12 protein-coding genes are annotated in these 16,648 nt (G+C 52.4%); 6 read left to right on the top strand and 6 right to left on the bottom strand.

Going from position 1 to position 16,648, the window contains the following annotated elements:
• Positions 1-19 precede the first annotated feature (19 nt).
• The 5 genes from ACKGJP_RS06885 to ACKGJP_RS06865 all read right to left on the bottom strand — a co-directional run bounded on the left by ACKGJP_RS06885 (position 20) and on the right by ACKGJP_RS06865 (position 7,529).
• A complete protein-coding gene (locus tag ACKGJP_RS06885; protein WP_409344928.1) occupies positions 20-922 on the bottom strand; it encodes a carbohydrate ABC transporter permease in 903 nt (300 codons plus the stop codon).
• A gap of 11 nt (positions 923-933) precedes the next feature.
• On the bottom strand, positions 934-1,797 hold the full coding sequence (locus ACKGJP_RS06880) for an ABC transporter permease (RefSeq protein ID WP_409347092.1): 864 nt from the start codon (positions 1,795-1,797) through the stop codon (positions 934-936).
• A gap of 291 nt (positions 1,798-2,088) precedes the next feature.
• The gene (locus ACKGJP_RS06875; protein ID WP_409344927.1) at positions 2,089-2,946 is read right to left on the bottom strand and encodes a sugar phosphate isomerase/epimerase family protein; all 858 of its coding nucleotides are present in this window, start codon (positions 2,944-2,946) and stop codon (positions 2,089-2,091) included.
• The gene (locus ACKGJP_RS06870) at positions 2,943-4,001 is read right to left on the bottom strand and encodes a Gfo/Idh/MocA family protein (protein ID WP_409344926.1); all 1,059 of its coding nucleotides are present in this window, start codon (positions 3,999-4,001) and stop codon (positions 2,943-2,945) included. The genes ACKGJP_RS06875 and ACKGJP_RS06870 overlap by 4 nt, the downstream gene beginning before the upstream one ends.
• Positions 4,002-5,306: 1,305 nt before the next feature.
• Entirely contained in the window at positions 5,307-7,529 is a 2,223-nt protein-coding gene (locus tag ACKGJP_RS06865; protein ID WP_409344925.1) for a helix-turn-helix domain-containing protein, read from the bottom strand.
• Positions 7,530-7,805: 276 nt separating this feature from the next.
• Between ACKGJP_RS06865 and ACKGJP_RS06860 the strand changes: the two genes are divergently transcribed.
• From ACKGJP_RS06860 to ACKGJP_RS06835, 6 genes are all read left to right on the top strand, one after another.
• Positions 7,806-9,515: an extracellular solute-binding protein gene (locus tag ACKGJP_RS06860; protein ID WP_409344924.1), complete on the top strand. Its 1,710-nt coding sequence runs from the start codon at positions 7,806-7,808 to the stop codon at positions 9,513-9,515.
• A 49-nt stretch (positions 9,516-9,564) separates the two neighbouring features.
• A complete protein-coding gene (locus ACKGJP_RS06855; protein ID WP_409344923.1) occupies positions 9,565-10,461 on the top strand; it encodes an ABC transporter permease in 897 nt (298 codons plus the stop codon).
• A 111-nt stretch (positions 10,462-10,572) separates the two neighbouring features.
• Positions 10,573-11,457 carry a carbohydrate ABC transporter permease gene (locus ACKGJP_RS06850; RefSeq protein ID WP_409344922.1) on the top strand — a complete coding sequence of 295 codons (885 nt, stop codon included), beginning with the start codon at positions 10,573-10,575 and terminating at the stop codon, positions 11,455-11,457.
• 393 nt (positions 11,458-11,850) lie between these two features.
• Positions 11,851-12,024 (top strand): hypothetical protein, encoded by a 174-nt coding sequence (locus ACKGJP_RS06845; RefSeq protein WP_409344921.1) that lies wholly within the window; start codon positions 11,851-11,853, stop codon positions 12,022-12,024.
• Between the two features lie 386 nt (positions 12,025-12,410).
• A complete protein-coding gene (locus ACKGJP_RS06840) occupies positions 12,411-12,623 on the top strand; it encodes a transposase (RefSeq protein WP_409347091.1) in 213 nt (70 codons plus the stop codon).
• A gap of 369 nt (positions 12,624-12,992) precedes the next feature.
• Positions 12,993-13,427 carry a sugar phosphate isomerase/epimerase family protein gene (locus tag ACKGJP_RS06835; RefSeq protein WP_409344920.1) on the top strand — a complete coding sequence of 145 codons (435 nt, stop codon included), beginning with the start codon at positions 12,993-12,995 and terminating at the stop codon, positions 13,425-13,427.
• 144 nt (positions 13,428-13,571) lie between these two features.
• On the opposite strand, the gene ACKGJP_RS06830 is transcribed toward ACKGJP_RS06835, so the two are convergent.
• Positions 13,572-16,493, bottom strand: a complete 2,922-nt coding sequence (locus ACKGJP_RS06830) for a TIM-barrel domain-containing protein (RefSeq protein ID WP_409344919.1) — start codon at positions 16,491-16,493, stop codon at positions 13,572-13,574.
• Positions 16,494-16,648: the final 155 nt, after the last annotated feature.

Genomic DNA, 16,648 nt, shown 5'->3' with positions numbered 1-16,648 from the left:
TCCTCCTCAAGTTAGGGCGTTATTCCTTTAATGAACCGAGAAGCGCGCCCTTTATGAAATATTTCTGGAAGAACGGGTACGTAAAAATAACCGGTAGCGTCGTAAACACGATAATCGCATACTTCAACTGAATGTTAGAAAGCATGGCGTAAGCCGCGTTCTTGGCGTCTTCCATCGTCAACGTTTTCAAATCTACCGTCTGCTGCACGACAACGCGGTACAAGTACATTTGCAGCGGATGCAGCTTCTCGTTCGGCAAATAAACAAGCGCGTCAAACCAGCTGTTCCAAATGCCTACGACCGTATAGATCGCGATAACCGCAATAATCGGCTTCGAGATCGGCACGATAATCCGGAAAAGCAGCTGCCAATGCGAGGCGCCATCCACGCTGGCCGATTCCCGGATCGCTTCCGGTATCGTTGTAAAATAGGTTCTGACCAGAATGATGTTCCAGATGCTGACCGCACCGGGAATAATAATCGCGAACATCGTATTATATAGTCCCAGCTTATTGACAAGCAGGTAGCTCGGGATTAACCCGCCTCCGAAATACATGGGGATCAAGAGAAAAGCGATCACCCATTTGCGCCCCTTCAAATTGCGAACAGTAAGCGGATAGGCGCCCAATATGGCCATCAGGCAATTCAGCAGCGTCCCGACGACCACGTAAATTAACGTATTGGAATATGCCCACCACATTTTGGCATCTTGCGCAATCAGCTCGTATGACCCGAGAAAAAAGCCCTTCGGATACCAGAAAACGTTCATAGCCGCTACTTCCATCGGCGAGCTGACAGACAGGATAATAACCAGATAGAACGGATACAGCGTGATAATGCAAATCACGAGCGCAAGCGCGTACAGAATGACGTCGACTGCGGTCGAGCCTTGGCTGATGCGGTTTTTGACCACGGCGGCCATCGTTTCCCTCCTTACCACAGTGCGTAATCGGCGTATTTGCGGCTTAGCGTGTTCGCGATATACAGCAGTGTAAAATTGATTACCGCGATCAGCAAGCCAACCGCCGTGCCGAGGCTGAAATTGCCGTCGAGCAAGCCGCCACGGTACAAGTACGTGCCGATGACGTCCGCGGTCTCGTAGAGTGCGGGATTGTAAATCAGCAATATAAATTCGCTATTCGCCGAAAGCAGGCTGCCGACAGCAAAAATCAGCAGAATAAAGATCGTCGGCCGAATCGACGGCAGCGTTACATGGAGCATCTGCTTGAAACGGTTGGCGCCGTCCATTTTGGCGGCCTCGTACAAGCTCGGGTCGATCGCTGACATCGCCGATAAATACAGGATGCTGCTCCAGCCAAACGACTTCCATATGCTCGTAATCGTATAAATCGCCGGAAAATAGCCGGGCTCTGTCGTGAACGAAATCGGCGCGCCGCCGAACATCTTGATGATCGCATTGACGACCCCGTCCATATTGATGAAGGACAGCAGCATACCCGCCACGACGACGTTTGATATAAAATGGGGCAAATAACTTGCCGTTTGCACAAACTTTTTAAACACGCCGTTCTTCAGCTCGTTCATGAGCAGGGCAAACAGGATCGGCACCCAGAAGCCGAAGACAAAAAAGTAGAAGCTCAGGATAAACGTGTTGCGCATCAGTCTCATGAAATACGGACCGTTGAAAAAATCGACGAAATGCTTGAAGCCAACCCAATGGACACTTCCATCGAACGCGAGAAACGGTTTTCCCGGGTAATAATCCTGGAAAGCGATTACAACTCCGTACATCGGGATGTAGCTAAAAATAAAGATGTGCAGCAAAACAGGAAGCATGATCAAGTAAAGCTGTACATTCTCGCGAAAACGAAAAAGCGAAGGCTTATTCGGCTGACTGCTTGCGATGTCGATCTCCCCCTTTCACTTGGCGATTGCGGTTATCCGGGCCCGGTCCGCATGCTAATCATATAGGAGCCTTGCAAAGCGGAGCAAGCAACATAATTTGCTCGGCTTCGCAATATTTTCGAGCCGGTATTTACGGCGATTTTACGCTTGATTTGGCGCCGTTCGCGGCGCTTTGGCGCATGCGGGTGCGGGCTCGGGCTCGGGTACAGGGGCGGGCGTGGCTCAAACTTCCGCCCAAAACCGCCGTGCGTTGTCGAGCGCCATTTTCGTCGCCTGTACGCAAGGCTCCAGCCCCTCAAATTCGATGGACAAGTCGCCGTCATACCCGGAATGCTTTACGCTCGCCAGAGCGGCGCGAATATCGAGATCCCCGTGGCCGACGATTGCGCCGCGTAAATAAGTGCCATTCGCGGAGCGGAACCAGCCTGCGCCGGGGTCGAGGTCAGCCGGCCTGCGGTAAAAGTCTTTGACATGCACCATTGATGCGAGAGCGATGTTGTTCCGCACGCCTTGAACCGGCTCTTCGTCGACGCAGACGAAATTGCCGATGTCGATCGTCGTCCGGAAATTGTCCCGGCCGACCTCCTGAACGAGCTCGCGCACACGAGCGCTGGCCTGTATATAGTAGCCGTGGTTTTCCACGCTCGTCGTAATGCCGAGCGGCGCCGCATAATCGGCGATTTCCCGGCAGGCTTTCACAAGACGCGGCAGATCGGAGGCGAACTGCCGGTCCGAAAGATCCGCCGAGGAGGCGACGTCGTGCCTCATCCGTTTGACGCCGAGCTCGGCGGCGATGTCCACCTCCCGCTTGACGCGGGCGATTTCCCGCTCGAACGCTTCATCGTCCAGACCGGCGAACTGTGCGCCGATCGCATAGTTGGACAGCGGGAGGCCGCGACCGGACGCCCGCTTCTTGATCGCGGCAATCAACTCCGGCGTCTTCGCTAGCTCGATGACGCCAGACACAATTTCGACATGCTCGCCGCCGATGTCGGCGATGCAGTCGATCGCATCGAGAATGCTCATCGCGCCGGTCTGCATGTTCTGCGCGAAACAATAGGTGCTTACCCCGAGCTTCATAGCCGAACCTCCTCGCCTTTTGCTGCGGATTCGTAAATGCCGCATAGTATTTTCATCATTTCCACACCGTCCGACGCCGGACTGAGCGGCTGCTCGCCCGTGATAAAGCAGGAAACGAAGTGGTCGATCTCCCCCTGGAACGCCGCTTCGCCCTGGAAACCAGGGTGATCCGTTTGCGGGAACACGTTCAAAATCGTGTCATGCTTCTCGGTGACGATCACGACGCTAGGCTCGACCTCGAATCCCCCCTTGTCTCCGTACAGCTTCAAGACGGTCTCGTCCTGCTTGGCATGGAGCGAGAAGCTGACGTCGACCATGAGCGATGCGCCGTTCTCGAAGCGGATGAGCGCATTCGCCATATCTTCCACCGTGTTCTGCGAAGCCTCGTAGTCCGCAGCCTTATAGAATGAAAGATTACGGATATGCGCGCGATTGCCCAGCTTCCGGTATGTATTGGCACTGACGGATACCGCTTTGGGCTTGCCCATCAAATACCAACTCAAATCAATAATGTGAACGCCGATATCGATCAGCGGACCGCCACCGGACCGCTCGACGTCCGCGAACCATCCGCCGGGATTGCCCAGACGGCGGACGCTGGTCGCTTTGGCGTAATAGAGATCGCCGAATTCGCCCTTCCTGGCAAATTCCTCAAGCATGCGCGCATTCGGATCGAACCGCCGCACGTACCCAATCTGCAGCAGCTTGCCGGACTTGCGCACCGCTTCTTCCATGCGCAGCGCCTCCTCTACCGTCCGGCACATCGGCTTTTCCACAAGCACATGCTTGCCGGCTTGCAGCGCGGCGATCGCGATTTCCGCATGCGTGTCGTTCCAGGTACAGATACTGACGGCATCGATCTCGGGATTGGCCAGCAGCTCGCGGTAGTCGGTATACACCTGCTCCACGTCGTATTGATCTGCGGCTTTCCGGGCGCGCTCTTCGTTCAAATCGCAAACCGCCGCAATGATTGTGCGGCTGTTTTTCCGGTAAGCGCTCAGATGACAGGCCGAAATGGAACCCGTACCGATCACGCCGACTCGAACCAGCTTCAAACTCCCCACTCTCCTTATGTTTGATGGCTGCCTGCTTCTCCATGAAGCCGGACAGCTACTGCCTATCATAAGGGAGCGTCCGAAGCGGAGGCCACAAACATAATTTGCCCGGTTGCGCAATATTTTCTCCGCGCCGGACAAGGCTTTAGTAGATCTGGTACACTATCGTAGACTAGCTACTCGTTACGATAAGCTCACCTGTACTTTTGCGGCCTTTTTATCGCTGGCCTCTATTTTGTTATGGTTAAATTAGGTTTGAAGACACGCTCTAGTCGGCACCTGTACAAAATTGTTGACGCAGCGATTATATTCCGCCGGATAATATGGCAATGCCGGCGGATCGCCGTCATGCAGCGTCACAGTGCGCACCGATAGCTGCGCGTAATGTAACGTTGCATCCGCTCATCGTCGCCTGGGAGGGCTTAAGATCAAGCCCTGTCCTCAGTCGAAGACAGCGTCACGCTAAAGCGGCTCCTTCGCCCGGCTTGCTCTGCACGCGAATCGCGCCGTGATTGCTTAAGGAAAGGGATTCCGTATTACTGATGGGAAATGGCCCAACTAGCAGAGGATCAATAGCGCCCGAATTGCACAAGGATAAGAGGAGTTAACCAATAAAAGTGAGAAGTGGAACGTTTAACGTGGTTTGGTGGCTTCGTGTACCGTGTTCAGCAGGTCTTTTGGATATTTGGGCGACTGTGCAGTAACATATTTGGCAAACGCGACGGCTTCCTCATGATCTTGTTCTCTACCGAGGAAGCGCTGCAGATATAGGCCGTACTGATACCCGATAATCCCGACAACGTTGAGTTCCTCGCGGCGGGCGCCGACGAAGATGTGGTATTCACCATTGTCGGTAATTGAATGCCATATTCATGTAAGCCTTCGTCTCAAGTCCAGCAGCTGATTGTAGGGAAGAATATGCCGCTCCCAATTGCGCCATACCACCGTTTGCTGAACGGTTGGAAAATGGGGGAGACTCAGCGGTTCGACATCTTTGTTTTCTGCATAGCCGGGATACAACATAGTTACCTCCGCGTATGTTTAATATCGATAACAATACAGGCCCGTTTAGGTAATAAATTTTATATTATATATAATATTTATTGTAGCAAAAGGCTTATTGTTTGAACAATAGGTGACAAAGAAAAGACGGTACGACTGCGGGCTGTACCGTCTTTCCATTAAACAATCGCAATTGAGGCTTAAAGCCACTTCGTCAGGAAGTCGTTTACCACGGTAAACGAAAAGCTGACGTCCCAAGACAGGACGTCAGCTTTTGATTTTGCTGTCGAATTCAGATTAACGCTATCTTCCCATCTGATGATGCCGCTTATACTCTCCGGGCGTCGTTCCCGTCACCTTCTTGAACATCCGAATGAAGGAATTGACATTGACGTAGCCGACTTGTTCGGCGATATGCTGAATTTTATGGTCGGACTCCACCAGCAAAACTTTGGCTTTGCGGATGCGCAGTTCGGTCAAATAGTCGGAGAAGTTCATCCCGGTTTTCTCCTTGAAATATTTCGAGAAATAGTTCGCGGACATGTTGATTTTATCGGCCGTCATCTCCAGCGAAATGTCTTCGCCGCAATGGTTTTCCATGTAGTCCGTCACAAACCGGATCGCCGGATCGCTGCCTTCCTTCTTGTCCTGGATCATCCGCAACGCTTCCGTCAGAAACCACTCGCAAAAATCCGCAAACTCCTCCGGCGTAAAACATTCCTTGATTCGCTGATATGGAACATGGCGCTCAAGCATTTCGCTGATGTCCAGGTTCATGGCGATCAGCGCTTTCACCGTCTTGGCGACGATCTCCTTCGCGAAGTTGACATATTGGCCGGCCGACGCTTCCCGGCGGTCCATCCGCTTCATGATGCGGGAGACGGTGTCGAGCACATTCGCGCGATTGCCCGCTTGCAGCTGCACGAGAAACTCCTGCTCCTCGGCCGGGGTAAAGCCCGCATCCGCAGGCTCGACAAGCGGCTCGGCGATAATTTGCGTCTCGCGCTTCGGCCTCCGCTTGTCGACCATCGCCGATGTTTCCTCATACGCCTGCGAAAACTCCGCAAGCGTGCATAATGTCGGACGCATGGCGATCGTCAAGTAGCAATATTCCTTGTCCTGATCGAATACCCGCTTCAGCTCGCGCAGCGTCTCGACCATACGCTCGGCATCGCCGTCCTCGTCAAAGACGAGCGAGAGGATTTGATCCTGCTCGACCTGCATCGTGACGGTATCCGCGTATTTTTCGTCCAGTGCGATGCTGACAAATTCTTTGACGAAATAGGTGGCACGGTCCTGCTCGAAGGCGACAAGCTGATAAAATCGCGGCGTCATGGTCAGATGAAAGACGATCAAATAAAACGATTTTTGCATCTCTTCGCCGGAGTCGAGCGTATGGTAAATATTTTTCAGCTTGTACAAATACCGCAAATGCTTCAGTTGGTAGTTCTTCTGGTCGAGGTCGGTATGGATTTCCCGGTTGACGTGGATGATCCGTTTAATATTGTCGTACAGGTAATTGTATTCGCGAATATTGCTGCTTAACGGACCGACCGGATGGATGCGCTGAAGGGCGTGCATCATTTTCTGGATCGGGCTGTTGAATTTGATGCTGAGAATAACCGAAATGACGACGCTGAGCGCGACGGCCAGAACAAGCAAGGCGATCAGGATATAATTGATCCGTGATACTTGCTGCGCGATGTTGCCGTTCGGAATGACGGCCAAATAAGTAAGCCCCGTTAAGCTTCCTTTTTTATAGAAATAATAATGATCGTCTTGCTGAACGTACGATTTATCCGCCGGCAGCGGCGGGAGCGGGGTCAAATGGTCCGCAGCGGAAGCGTACAGCGTCGTCCCGGCGTCGTTAAGCAGGTAAAACCGGCTTTGATTGGAGTTGCGGAAAGCCTGGTGCATCTTGGCCGGATCGAGCATAACGGCAATAAACAACTGCTCGTAAAGCTCGTTCTTGAAAATAATCGGCAAGAGCAGACCGTTGCTGCGGCCGTTGAACTTGTCGAAAAACTCGGAAGTTTTGCCGATTTTCATCGGGAATTTCAATTCCAGTTGTTCCTTCCAGTAATCGACGCTATAATCTTTGCTGGCATTGTTTTTGACGTAATAGATGCCGGCGGTGCCGGTGCCGTTCTTGTCTATCACAAACTCGTTCTTGCGAAATTGCAGGATGATATTATCGAGAAAGAGCAGATCGTTGTTCATGATGTTTTTGATTTCGGCGATAATTTGGTTGACCGGATCGAATTTGCTGCCGTTGCCAAGCTCGTTCAGCAGAATGACGCTGTCGGTGAAAAACAGCCGGGTCACGACGCCTTGAATAATCCGGATATGATTTTCGTAACGTTCTACCGTGTTGGCGAGGTTTTGCTCGTTGTTGCCGATGATTTCGTGCTGAACGTTGCGGCTGAAAAAAGAGAACGAATAGAAATTGAATGAAACGAGCAGGACGATAATCGTAATAAAGCCGGTCAACAGCTTGGTGAACAAGGAATTTTTGTGCAGCGGCATAGGAAGTGATTTCAGACAAGCCATCTCCTTCATAACGAATGCGGCATACGCGCCCAAAACTGTAGTGTCATTGTAGCACAGGGCGCGAAAGCCGTCAGCAAGCGGGCAATATGCAATTAATCCGAAAATATTCGATTATAGCCATTCACAAGCGGTGGGCAAGAAGTGAGAAAGTGTGAATTTCGCTGCGGCGGATGATCGGTTATTGTAAGCGTATCGCGGTGCCGGACGCAAGCGGCTGCCAGCGGTCAACTATAAAGAGGAGCGTGCAGGGGCATGAAACAATGCATCAGTACAATCAGCAAAGCGGCAATGATAGCTTCATTAGCCTTGACGGCTGTCATTTCCGGCTGCAGTACGGACAAAGGGGGAACAACTGGGGAGACGTCGAAACCGACGACCCGCCCGTCGGCAGGGCAAAGCGTTCAACCGAAAGCATCCGAAGAAGCAGGAAAAGGAGGCAAGTACGATCCGCCGATCGAGCTGACGACAGTCAATTTCACGTACAACGCTTCCGCCAAATACGCGAGCGGCGACGATTTGAACAACAATGCGTGGTCGCGTTATTTGAAGGATCAATTGGGCGTCACGGTCAAAACGTTATGGGAAGTGCCGCTTGCGGAGCTGGAGCAAAAAACGAATTTGATGATCGCTTCGCGCGACATTCCTGACTTTTTCCTGGCGACGCCAACCCAGCTCGTGCAGCTTGAGAAAGCCGGCCTAATCGAAGATTTGACCAATGTGTACAAAAATAACGCACCGGAAAACGTCAAGAAGCTGGTCGAAGAAGCTGGCAAAGAAGTCGTAGAATCGGCGACGATCAAAGGAAAGCTGATGGGACTTCCATTTACGGGCGTATCGAAAGAATCGGTGCCGGTTCTGTGGGTGCGCGAGGACTGGATGAAGAAGCTCAACCTGCCCGCGCCGAAAACGCTGCAGGATGTGTTCGCTATCGCGGAAGCATTCGCTACCAAAGACCCGGACGGTAACGGCAAGAACGATACGTTCGGCTATGCGCTCGATAAAGATTTGGGGCAAACGGTTGGGCTAATGAACGGTTTCCACGCCTACAAAAGCATGTGGATCAAAGATGCGGGCGGCCAGTTGGCGTACAGCAGCATCCAGCCGGAAATGAAAACTGCGCTTGCCAAGCTGCAGGAGATGTACAAAGCGAACTTGATCGACAAAGAATTCGGCGTCAAAAATATGGGGAAAGTGAACGAAAACATCGGCGCCAGCCAGATCGGCATGTTCTACGGCACGATGAACAACGGGATTTCGCCACTTGCCAATAACTTGTCGAAGGACGCCAAATGGATTCCATATCCGGTTCCATCCATTGATGCGAAGCCTGCGCTGCTCCAGCATCCGCTGAATATCAATTACGGATACTGGGTCGTGAAGAAAGGCACGAAAAATCCGGAAGCGGTATTGAAGATGGCGGAGGAATGGATCAAGCTGTTCTACCTGAATTCGTCCGACGACCTGTTCAAGAAGTATAACTATGACAAAGACACGAAAATTTCGTACTGGATGAACGCACCGGTCAAAATGTTCAAATCGTTCAAAAATGCGGAAATTTCCGTGCATCTGGAATCGCTGTTGAAGAGCGGAGCTGCCGCGACCGCCGATCAACTGGCCAAGCTTACTCCGGAAGAGCGCGAGGAATACGACAGCATCCAGAAGTTTAAAAAGGGCGATATGAGCTTATGGGGCTGGGCTTCCCGCAGCGATTTGGGCGGCTCCGGAAGCATTATTACCGGCTATGGCAAAAACAATCAATTCCTGGCCGACCAATTCTTCGGCACGCCGACGCAAGCAATGGTGCAAAAACAGGCGAACCTCAACAAGCTGGAGCTGGAGACGTTCACGAAAATCATTTTGGGCGATTCGCTCGATACGTTCGATTCGTTCGTCACACAATGGAAGAAGCAGGGCGGCGACGAAATTACGCAAGAAGTCAACGACTGGTTTAAGAACAAATGACGGAAGGGAGCTTGTCTCCCTTCTTCCCGCCTGAACGGAGGATCGAACTATGATTAGACATTTCAAAAAAGAGCTGCCCCTGCATCTGATGATCCTGCCGGGACTGTTAATTCTCGTCATTTATCATTACGGTCCGATGGCTGGCATCGCGATGGCGTTTCAGGATTACGTTCCTACTCTCGGCCTGCGCGGCTCGGAATGGGTCGGATGGGACAATTTTTCCTATGTGTTCAGCCTGCCGGATACGTTTAAGGTGTTTCGGAATACGCTTGTGATCGCGGTCATGAAAATCATTGCCGGTCAGATCGTTCCTATTACAACGGCGCTGCTGCTGAACGAAGTAAGAAAAGCGGCGTTCAAGCGCGGGGTGCAGACGCTCATTTATTTGCCGCATTTTTTGTCCTGGGTCATTGCGGGAGGTATTTTAATCGATGTTTTGTCGCCGTCGCAAGGGATCGTCAATCAAGTGCTGTCGTGGTTCGGCGTAGAACCGATTTATTTTCTCGGCAACAAAAACTGGTTTCCTTTCGTCATGGCGATCTCGCACGAATGGAAGGAGTTCGGCTTCAGTACGATTGTTTACCTGGCAGCGCTGACCAGCATCAATCCGTCCTTATACGAAGCGGCTGTGATGGATGGAGCGGGACGGCTGCGGCAAACTTGGCATATTACGCTGCCCGGCATGCGGCCTATCATTGTTCTGCTTCTGACGCTCAGTCTCGGAAGTGTGCTGAATGCCGGGTTCGATCAAATATTTATCCTGTACAGTCCGCAAGTATATGAAACAGGCGATATTATCGACACGATGGTATACCGGATGGGCTTGCAGCAATCGCAGTACAGTCTGGCGGCGACAATAGGCTTGTTTAAATCGGTCATTTCGCTGCTTTTGATCAGCTTGTCGTATTGGCTGGCTTACCGCTTTGCCAATTACCGGATTTTTTAAAATATAAGATTTTAAATGTTTCACCTATCAAGTGCTTATATTTCAACGGTAAACGCGCGCGTCCCAAAGGACGGCGAAGCCGTTTATCCTTGGGGAAGGGGAGACGAATGTATGGTAGAGAGACCGTCGTTCTCCAGAAAAATGTTTCTGACCTGCAACTATATCTTTCTAGCGGGGCTGGCGCTTCTATGTCTCCTGCCTCTCGTGCAAATGCTCGCGATATCGTTCAGCTCAAGCTCAGCCGCCGGATCGGGGCTTGTCAGGCTGTGGCCGGTGGAGTTCAATACGAGCGCTTACGAATACGTGCTGAACAAGCAGCAGTTTCTTCGTTCCATGCTCATCTCGGTCGAAAGAGTGCTGCTCGGCGTTTTCGTCAATATGCTGATGATCGTGCTGGCCGCCTATCCGTTATCCAAAGAAACGGGAGCGTTCCGGATGCGAACCGTATACGTATGGCTGTTCTTCCTTACCGTCCTGTTCGGCGGCGGCTTGATCCCGACCTACATGGTCGTTCAGAGCACCGGACTGATGAACTCGCTCTGGGCGCTGATCATTCCTAACGCGGTGCCGGTGTTCAGTGTCATTCTGATGCTCAACTTTTTCCGCGGGCTGCCGAAGGAGTTGGAGGAGTCGGCCTTTATCGACGGGGCGAGCCATTTGACGGTGCTCTGGAAAATTTATTTGCCGCTTTCGATGCCGGCAATGGCGACGCTTGTGCTTTTTGCGATTGTCGGTCATTGGAATTCGTGGTTCGACGGCATTATTTATATGCACTCGCCCGAAAAGTATCCGCTGCAAAGCTACTTGCAAACTGTGGTCGTTCAAGAGGATTTGGCTTCTATGGCAGTCGGCGACCAAAAGCTGCTCAAGGAAATATCCAACAAAACGTTCGGCGCGGCGCAGCTCGTGCTTGGCGCGTTGCCTGTTCTGATCGTATATCCGTTCCTCCAGCGCTTCTTTATTAGCGGGATCGTGCTGGGCAGCGTGAAAGGGTAAGGGATTGCATTTGCCGACGAAAGGGGGTGATTTCAAGGAGCATCAAAAGCGTGCGGGCTGTCCGGTATTTAGGCTGGTTGCATCAAGAACAACATTTTGTGCGACGGATTCGAGCCATGTCTATGCTTTCATCAGGCAGCTTCGGCATGATTTACATACAGTCCCCGTGTATTATTCGATTTTCCATTTCTTCGAGCATTTTCTCCTCTAACAAAAATAGGGAGCACATGGCCAATGTCATTAAGTTAAGGCAAAGGGCCAAAAATCAAGAGTAAGAGCAGGTTATCGAAAAGATAGCCCGCTCTTTTTTTTGCACGAAAAAGAAAAACAGGACTTGACAAGCGGATGGAAATGTATGGCGAAGCCCCTTGGAAAAACGAGGAGGTTACGCCAATGAATGAGTACGCGAATTCGCTAAAAGAAACGCTGACATCCCTCATACGAGAAATGTCAGCCGCACTAGCACCTTATGTCAAAAACCCTGAAAAAGATTTTACCCGAAAGAAAAAGCTGCCCTTTGAAACGGTTATGCAACTCCTGATCTCCATGGGCGGCAACAGCATATAGAAGGAACTCTTGGAATCGCAGGGCTATGACGTAAACACCGCAACCACGTCTGCTTTTGTCCAACAGAGGAATAAAATCCTGCCGTCTGCTGTGGAATTCTTGTTTCACGAATTTACGCAATCGTATACGGATATCAAGTACTACCGAGGGTATCGATTACTTGCCGTTGACGGTTCGGATTTGCATATCGCAACGGACTCTGCGGACACGGACACCTATTTTCAAAGTCAACCGAACACGAAAGGCTATAACCTTCTGCATTTGAACGCAGCCTATGACTTGTGCAACAGACTTTACGTGGATGCCATTGTTCAGCCACGAAGGTTGTGCAACGAGGGAAGGGCACTGGCAGATATGGTTGACCGTTCCCCCATCAAAGGGAAACCATTGTTACCGCAGATAGAGGTTATGAAAGTTACAACAATTTCGCGCATATTGAACGCAAAGGGTGGAACTACGTCATACGGGTAAAGGATTTGGATTCCAATGGTATTCTTTCGGGCTTGCATTTGCCCTCTAGCGGAGAGTTTGATATTGTCGTTCATCTGACACTCACCAAAAAACAAACCAAAGAGGTCAAGGCTCATCCCCGATGTTGAAGCGCTGATTTGGTATCGTACTCGACGGCTATTTCGTGCATCTTGCGGATCAGCTCGACATCCATCCGTACGCGCTTCAGATCGAGGAGCGGGGCGAGGATGGGGCGAAAGCTTTCCTTGCAGAAAATGGCATACGGATCGGCTCAATCAGCTTGTCCGTCGAATGGCGGCAGTCCGAGGAGCGTTTTCTCGCGGACATCGCCGGATTTGCCCGCGACGCGGAGGTGACGGCAAAATTAGGCTGTACGGCTTGCTGCACGTACATTTTGCCTGCGACCGACTACAAGGCGGCGCATTTCATGGCCATCGCCACACGGCGGCTGCGGACCTGCGCGCAAATTCTCGGCGCCTTCGGCATCCGTCTCGGCCTTGAATTCGTCGGCCCGTATCAATTGCGCGGCCTGGAAAAACCCGTTCATCTGGACGATGGGCGAAACACTCGACTGGATCGCCGCGATCGGCGAGCCGAACGTCGGGCTGCTCTTGGACGCGTACCATTGGTACACGACGGACGGCACAGTCGAGGACCTGCTCGCGCTTAAGCCGGAGCAGATCGTGCATGTGCATATTAACGACGCCAAGCCGATCCCGGTCGAAGACGTGCTCGACAACGACCGGCTGTATCCGGGCGAAGGCGCGATTGATCTCGCCTCCTTCCTGAAGGCGATCAGCCAGATCGGCTACAAAGGCGTGGTCGCGCAAGAATTTTTGACGCGGCAAGCGCCGGCCCAAACCAGCGAAGAGCTGCTCCGGCGCTCCGCCGACGCTTACCGCAACGTATACGCGGCCGCCGGGCTGGCGTAAGGAACACCGTTTCCGCGTAGCCATCGAATCGGCAAGGAAACCGCCCCGGCGATGACCGTGTCGGTTTTTTTGCACATATATTCGGGGCCCCCGCAAAGTAATTGGAATCAGTTTCGAAGAAAGGGCTTCACTTTGTGGGTTTCATTACATTTTTAATTCGCCGGGAGTTACCCCCCAATATTTGCGAAACACCCGAATGAAATGACTCGTATCTTTATAGCCGAGCCGCAATGCCGCTTCCGAGACGCTGCTGCCTGCGACGAGCAGCGATTTGGCACGCTCCATTTTCCGGATCATCACGTAATCGGTGAACGATTGCCCGACGGCTTTCTTGAACATCCGGCTCAAGTGGGAGGAGTTGACGTGCAGCCGATCGGCCATCGTGTGAAGCGTCATATTGCCGTCGATCTCTTTTTCCACGATATCGGTTATTTGTTTGATCAGCGGGTGGATATCGGACATTTTGGCGGAACGCCGGTAATCGATAACCTGTTGGACCGCTCGCCGCATGAGGTCATAACCATGTTCTTTCTTGAAAACGGTTTGTATATTTACGAAAGCGTCGTATACGCCGTCGAGTACGGTCTGTACGTTCCATCCTTGGCGATTGCAGACGCGAACGAACAATCCGCAAATAATAAGCATGTTTACGCGTGCTTCGTCCAGGTTCGGAATCCGCTCGATCCGTTCGACCCACCATTCCTCGAGCGCCGCAAACGCCTTGGCGCGATCCCCCGTCTCCAGACCGATTTCCAGTTCCGTCTCCCAATGCATGTTCGTTCCGGTCGAATCGGGTGTATCGTGACGTAAATGCCTCGCCTGGCTCTCTCGGTGAAAAGTGGCGTCGTAGCATACTTCGATCGTCACGTCCTCCAGTTTATCCGCATGCTCTTGTGCGCCAAGTCGGAGGCGAACGATCCGGGATGACCGGTCAAAATACCAGCCGTTGCGCGCCGAACCGGTTTCCGGCGGATGGACCGTTTCCTCGGCCAAGCTTCCGTCTACCGTAACTTGCAGCGGCTTGGCCGGAACATGAATGTATACATCGTAGCCGCGTCTGCACGGCATTCCCTCATAGTGACCCTTCCGGGTACCGATCTGAACCGTGGTTCGTTTATCCGTCGTCCGGCAACTTATTTTCGTTTCGGCGATCCGATGCTCCAAATACCCGTAAGTCACCCCATCGTCTTCCATAAGAACATATTCGCTTTCACCGTACGGGTACAGGTGGAGACCGATGATCTCCGGCTGCTTCAGCCCGATATGGCTCTGCTCTGGCCAAACGGGGATGATGGCGCCGGCTTTGACGAACAGAGGTCCACCGGCCGGCGCAACTGCCGCATATTCCAACTGTTTCGGCCCCCTATGCCGTGCGCCGGTCCAATAGTCGATCCAGACGCCTTCCGGCAAATAAACGGCACGGGTATATGCGGCTACGAGAAGCGAATCCCCGAACATATACTGATGCAGCAGCTCGTCCGAATGCGGATCATCGGGAAATGCCAATGGCATGGCGCGAAGGATCGGCATACCGGTGCGGGCAGCGTTGTGAGCGGCCGAATAAATGTAGGGCAGCAGACTGTAGCGCAATTTGGCATACGTTCGGAAAGTTTGCAGCAGGTCATGTTCCAACAAGCAAGGATGGCGCCAGTAAGCCCAACTGTTCACCTGCGACCACGGCTGCAAAAAACCGAAGTGGATGCCCTCCGGAGTAGAGACGTCCATGTCGTCGGTAGTATGGACATGACCGGACATTCCGTGATTGAGCATGGAGACGAGAGCCGGCTGCTGTTCGGACGTTCCGGCCCATGTGGCGGCGTATCTTTGCATACCGGTGTACCCGTTGGCCATATAGATCATCGACCGCAGACCCGTCTGCTCTTTATACCCCAGGTGCAGCTGCTTGGCGAACAAAATCGGATACAGATTGTGCATCTCATCGTCGCTCATCCCGTTGCCCCACCTTCGTCCGGACGTTTCCAGCCCGAAGGGCGCACCGCTCAGCTTGAATGCGCTCACGCCTTGATCGACAAACTTCCGCAAATGATCGTACCAGGGCGCTTCGGTAAGCGTCGGGTTTGCGCTCGAAGCCGACTCCGACAACGCCAAACGTTCTTCCTCTATGCTCAAGTCATGCCTGCAGGTCAGCCATAAGCTAAGCTTAAAGCTGAGCTTTTCCAGCGCGCCGATAAACGTATCGGATTTTTTGGAGTAAGGGGGGAGGGTAAATCGTTCCGGATGCCAGTTCTTATCCACCGAATAATGGTTATTTTTTTCCATCCAGCCCGGTTCGAGCCCGATCATATCGCAGGGAATACCCGCCCGGCGGAAATTGAGCGCATCGTCCACCATCTCGCGCGCATTGACTTGTTGGTGGCATACGTAAGTCAGGCCATAAGCCCAAACGGGCAGCAATACCGGCTTTCCGACCACGTCGGTATAGCGATTCAGCAACTCTGCATAGGAGTCGCCGACAAACAGGAAGAAGTCCAGCATCCCGCCGGTCCCTTGGAATGTCAACAAGTCGCGCTCCGCATGACCGATATCGATCTCGTGATACCAAGTCGTGTTTATGAAAAGCCCCCATCGGCGGCTGCTCATCATAAATGGAACGGGGGCGTAGCGGTGCACATTCTCGATCCGCATCTCGGCGCGATGTCCCCGGTGCTGAATACGATCTCTCTTCACATCGCCGAGCCCATATATCCGCTCCCCGTCCACCAGCATGAAATGAGCTCCGAATCCTTGGGCGGCATCGGACCAGGGGCGTTCGGCTTGGCACGTCAGCATTTCGCCGCGTTCATTGCACAAAGAAAGACAGCCGTTTCGCGTATCGACAGTAAGCGCCGCTTTGTCCGTTCGGATTGTGCAAGTAAGACCGTCGTATTCGAGCGCGTAGTCGCACGAGCTGCGATGTAAGACGATTCCGTAGCGTTCGAGGGCGGTTTCCGGAAAGTCGTCCGTTTCATGAAGGCGAATCCGCAGCGTACCGGGGGATACCGAATCTACGCGCAAATATCCGCCACTGGCAATTTCAAATACGATACCGTTCGATTTTGCGTACAACTCGCTATGCCTCCTTCTCCAAAACAGTCATCGATAGACTATTGGTTGCAATCGATCGTCCTACGAAGTGTATGCGATCCCATATATAATGATTGTAATTCCACGAAAGCAGGGAAAGCAATAAGGCAAAGCCGAAACAGGCACATAACCCGGAG

This window comes from Paenibacillus litoralis (assembly GCF_046244365.1).
Taxonomy (GTDB): Bacteria; Bacillota; Bacilli; order Paenibacillales; family NBRC-103111; genus Paenibacillus_V.
Note: the sequence above shows the minus strand (reverse complement) of the source record. Positions and strands in the feature narration are given on the sequence as shown.

Bases quoted from the DNA above. Each gene is read 5' to 3' on its own strand.
- ACKGJP_RS06875 (WP_409344927.1), bottom strand. From the start codon at position 2,946: ATGAAGCTCGGGGTAAGCACCTATTGTTTCGCGCAGAACATGCAGACC.
- ACKGJP_RS06880 (WP_409347092.1), bottom strand. From the start codon at position 1,797: ATGCTTCCTGTTTTGCTGCACATCTTTATTTTTAGCTACATCCCGATG.
- ACKGJP_RS06885 (WP_409344928.1), bottom strand. From the start codon at position 922: ATGGCCGCCGTGGTCAAAAACCGCATCAGCCAAGGCTCGACCGCAGTC.
- ACKGJP_RS06855 (WP_409344923.1), top strand. From the start codon at position 9,565: ATGATTAGACATTTCAAAAAAGAGCTGCCCCTGCATCTGATGATCCTG.
- ACKGJP_RS06845 (WP_409344921.1), top strand. From the start codon at position 11,851: ATGAATGAGTACGCGAATTCGCTAAAAGAAACGCTGACATCCCTCATA.
- ACKGJP_RS06860 (WP_409344924.1), top strand. From the start codon at position 7,806: ATGAAACAATGCATCAGTACAATCAGCAAAGCGGCAATGATAGCTTCA.
- ACKGJP_RS06865 (WP_409344925.1), bottom strand. From the start codon at position 7,529: ATGCCGCTGCACAAAAATTCCTTGTTCACCAAGCTGTTGACCGGCTTT.
- ACKGJP_RS06850 (WP_409344922.1), top strand. From the start codon at position 10,573: ATGGTAGAGAGACCGTCGTTCTCCAGAAAAATGTTTCTGACCTGCAAC.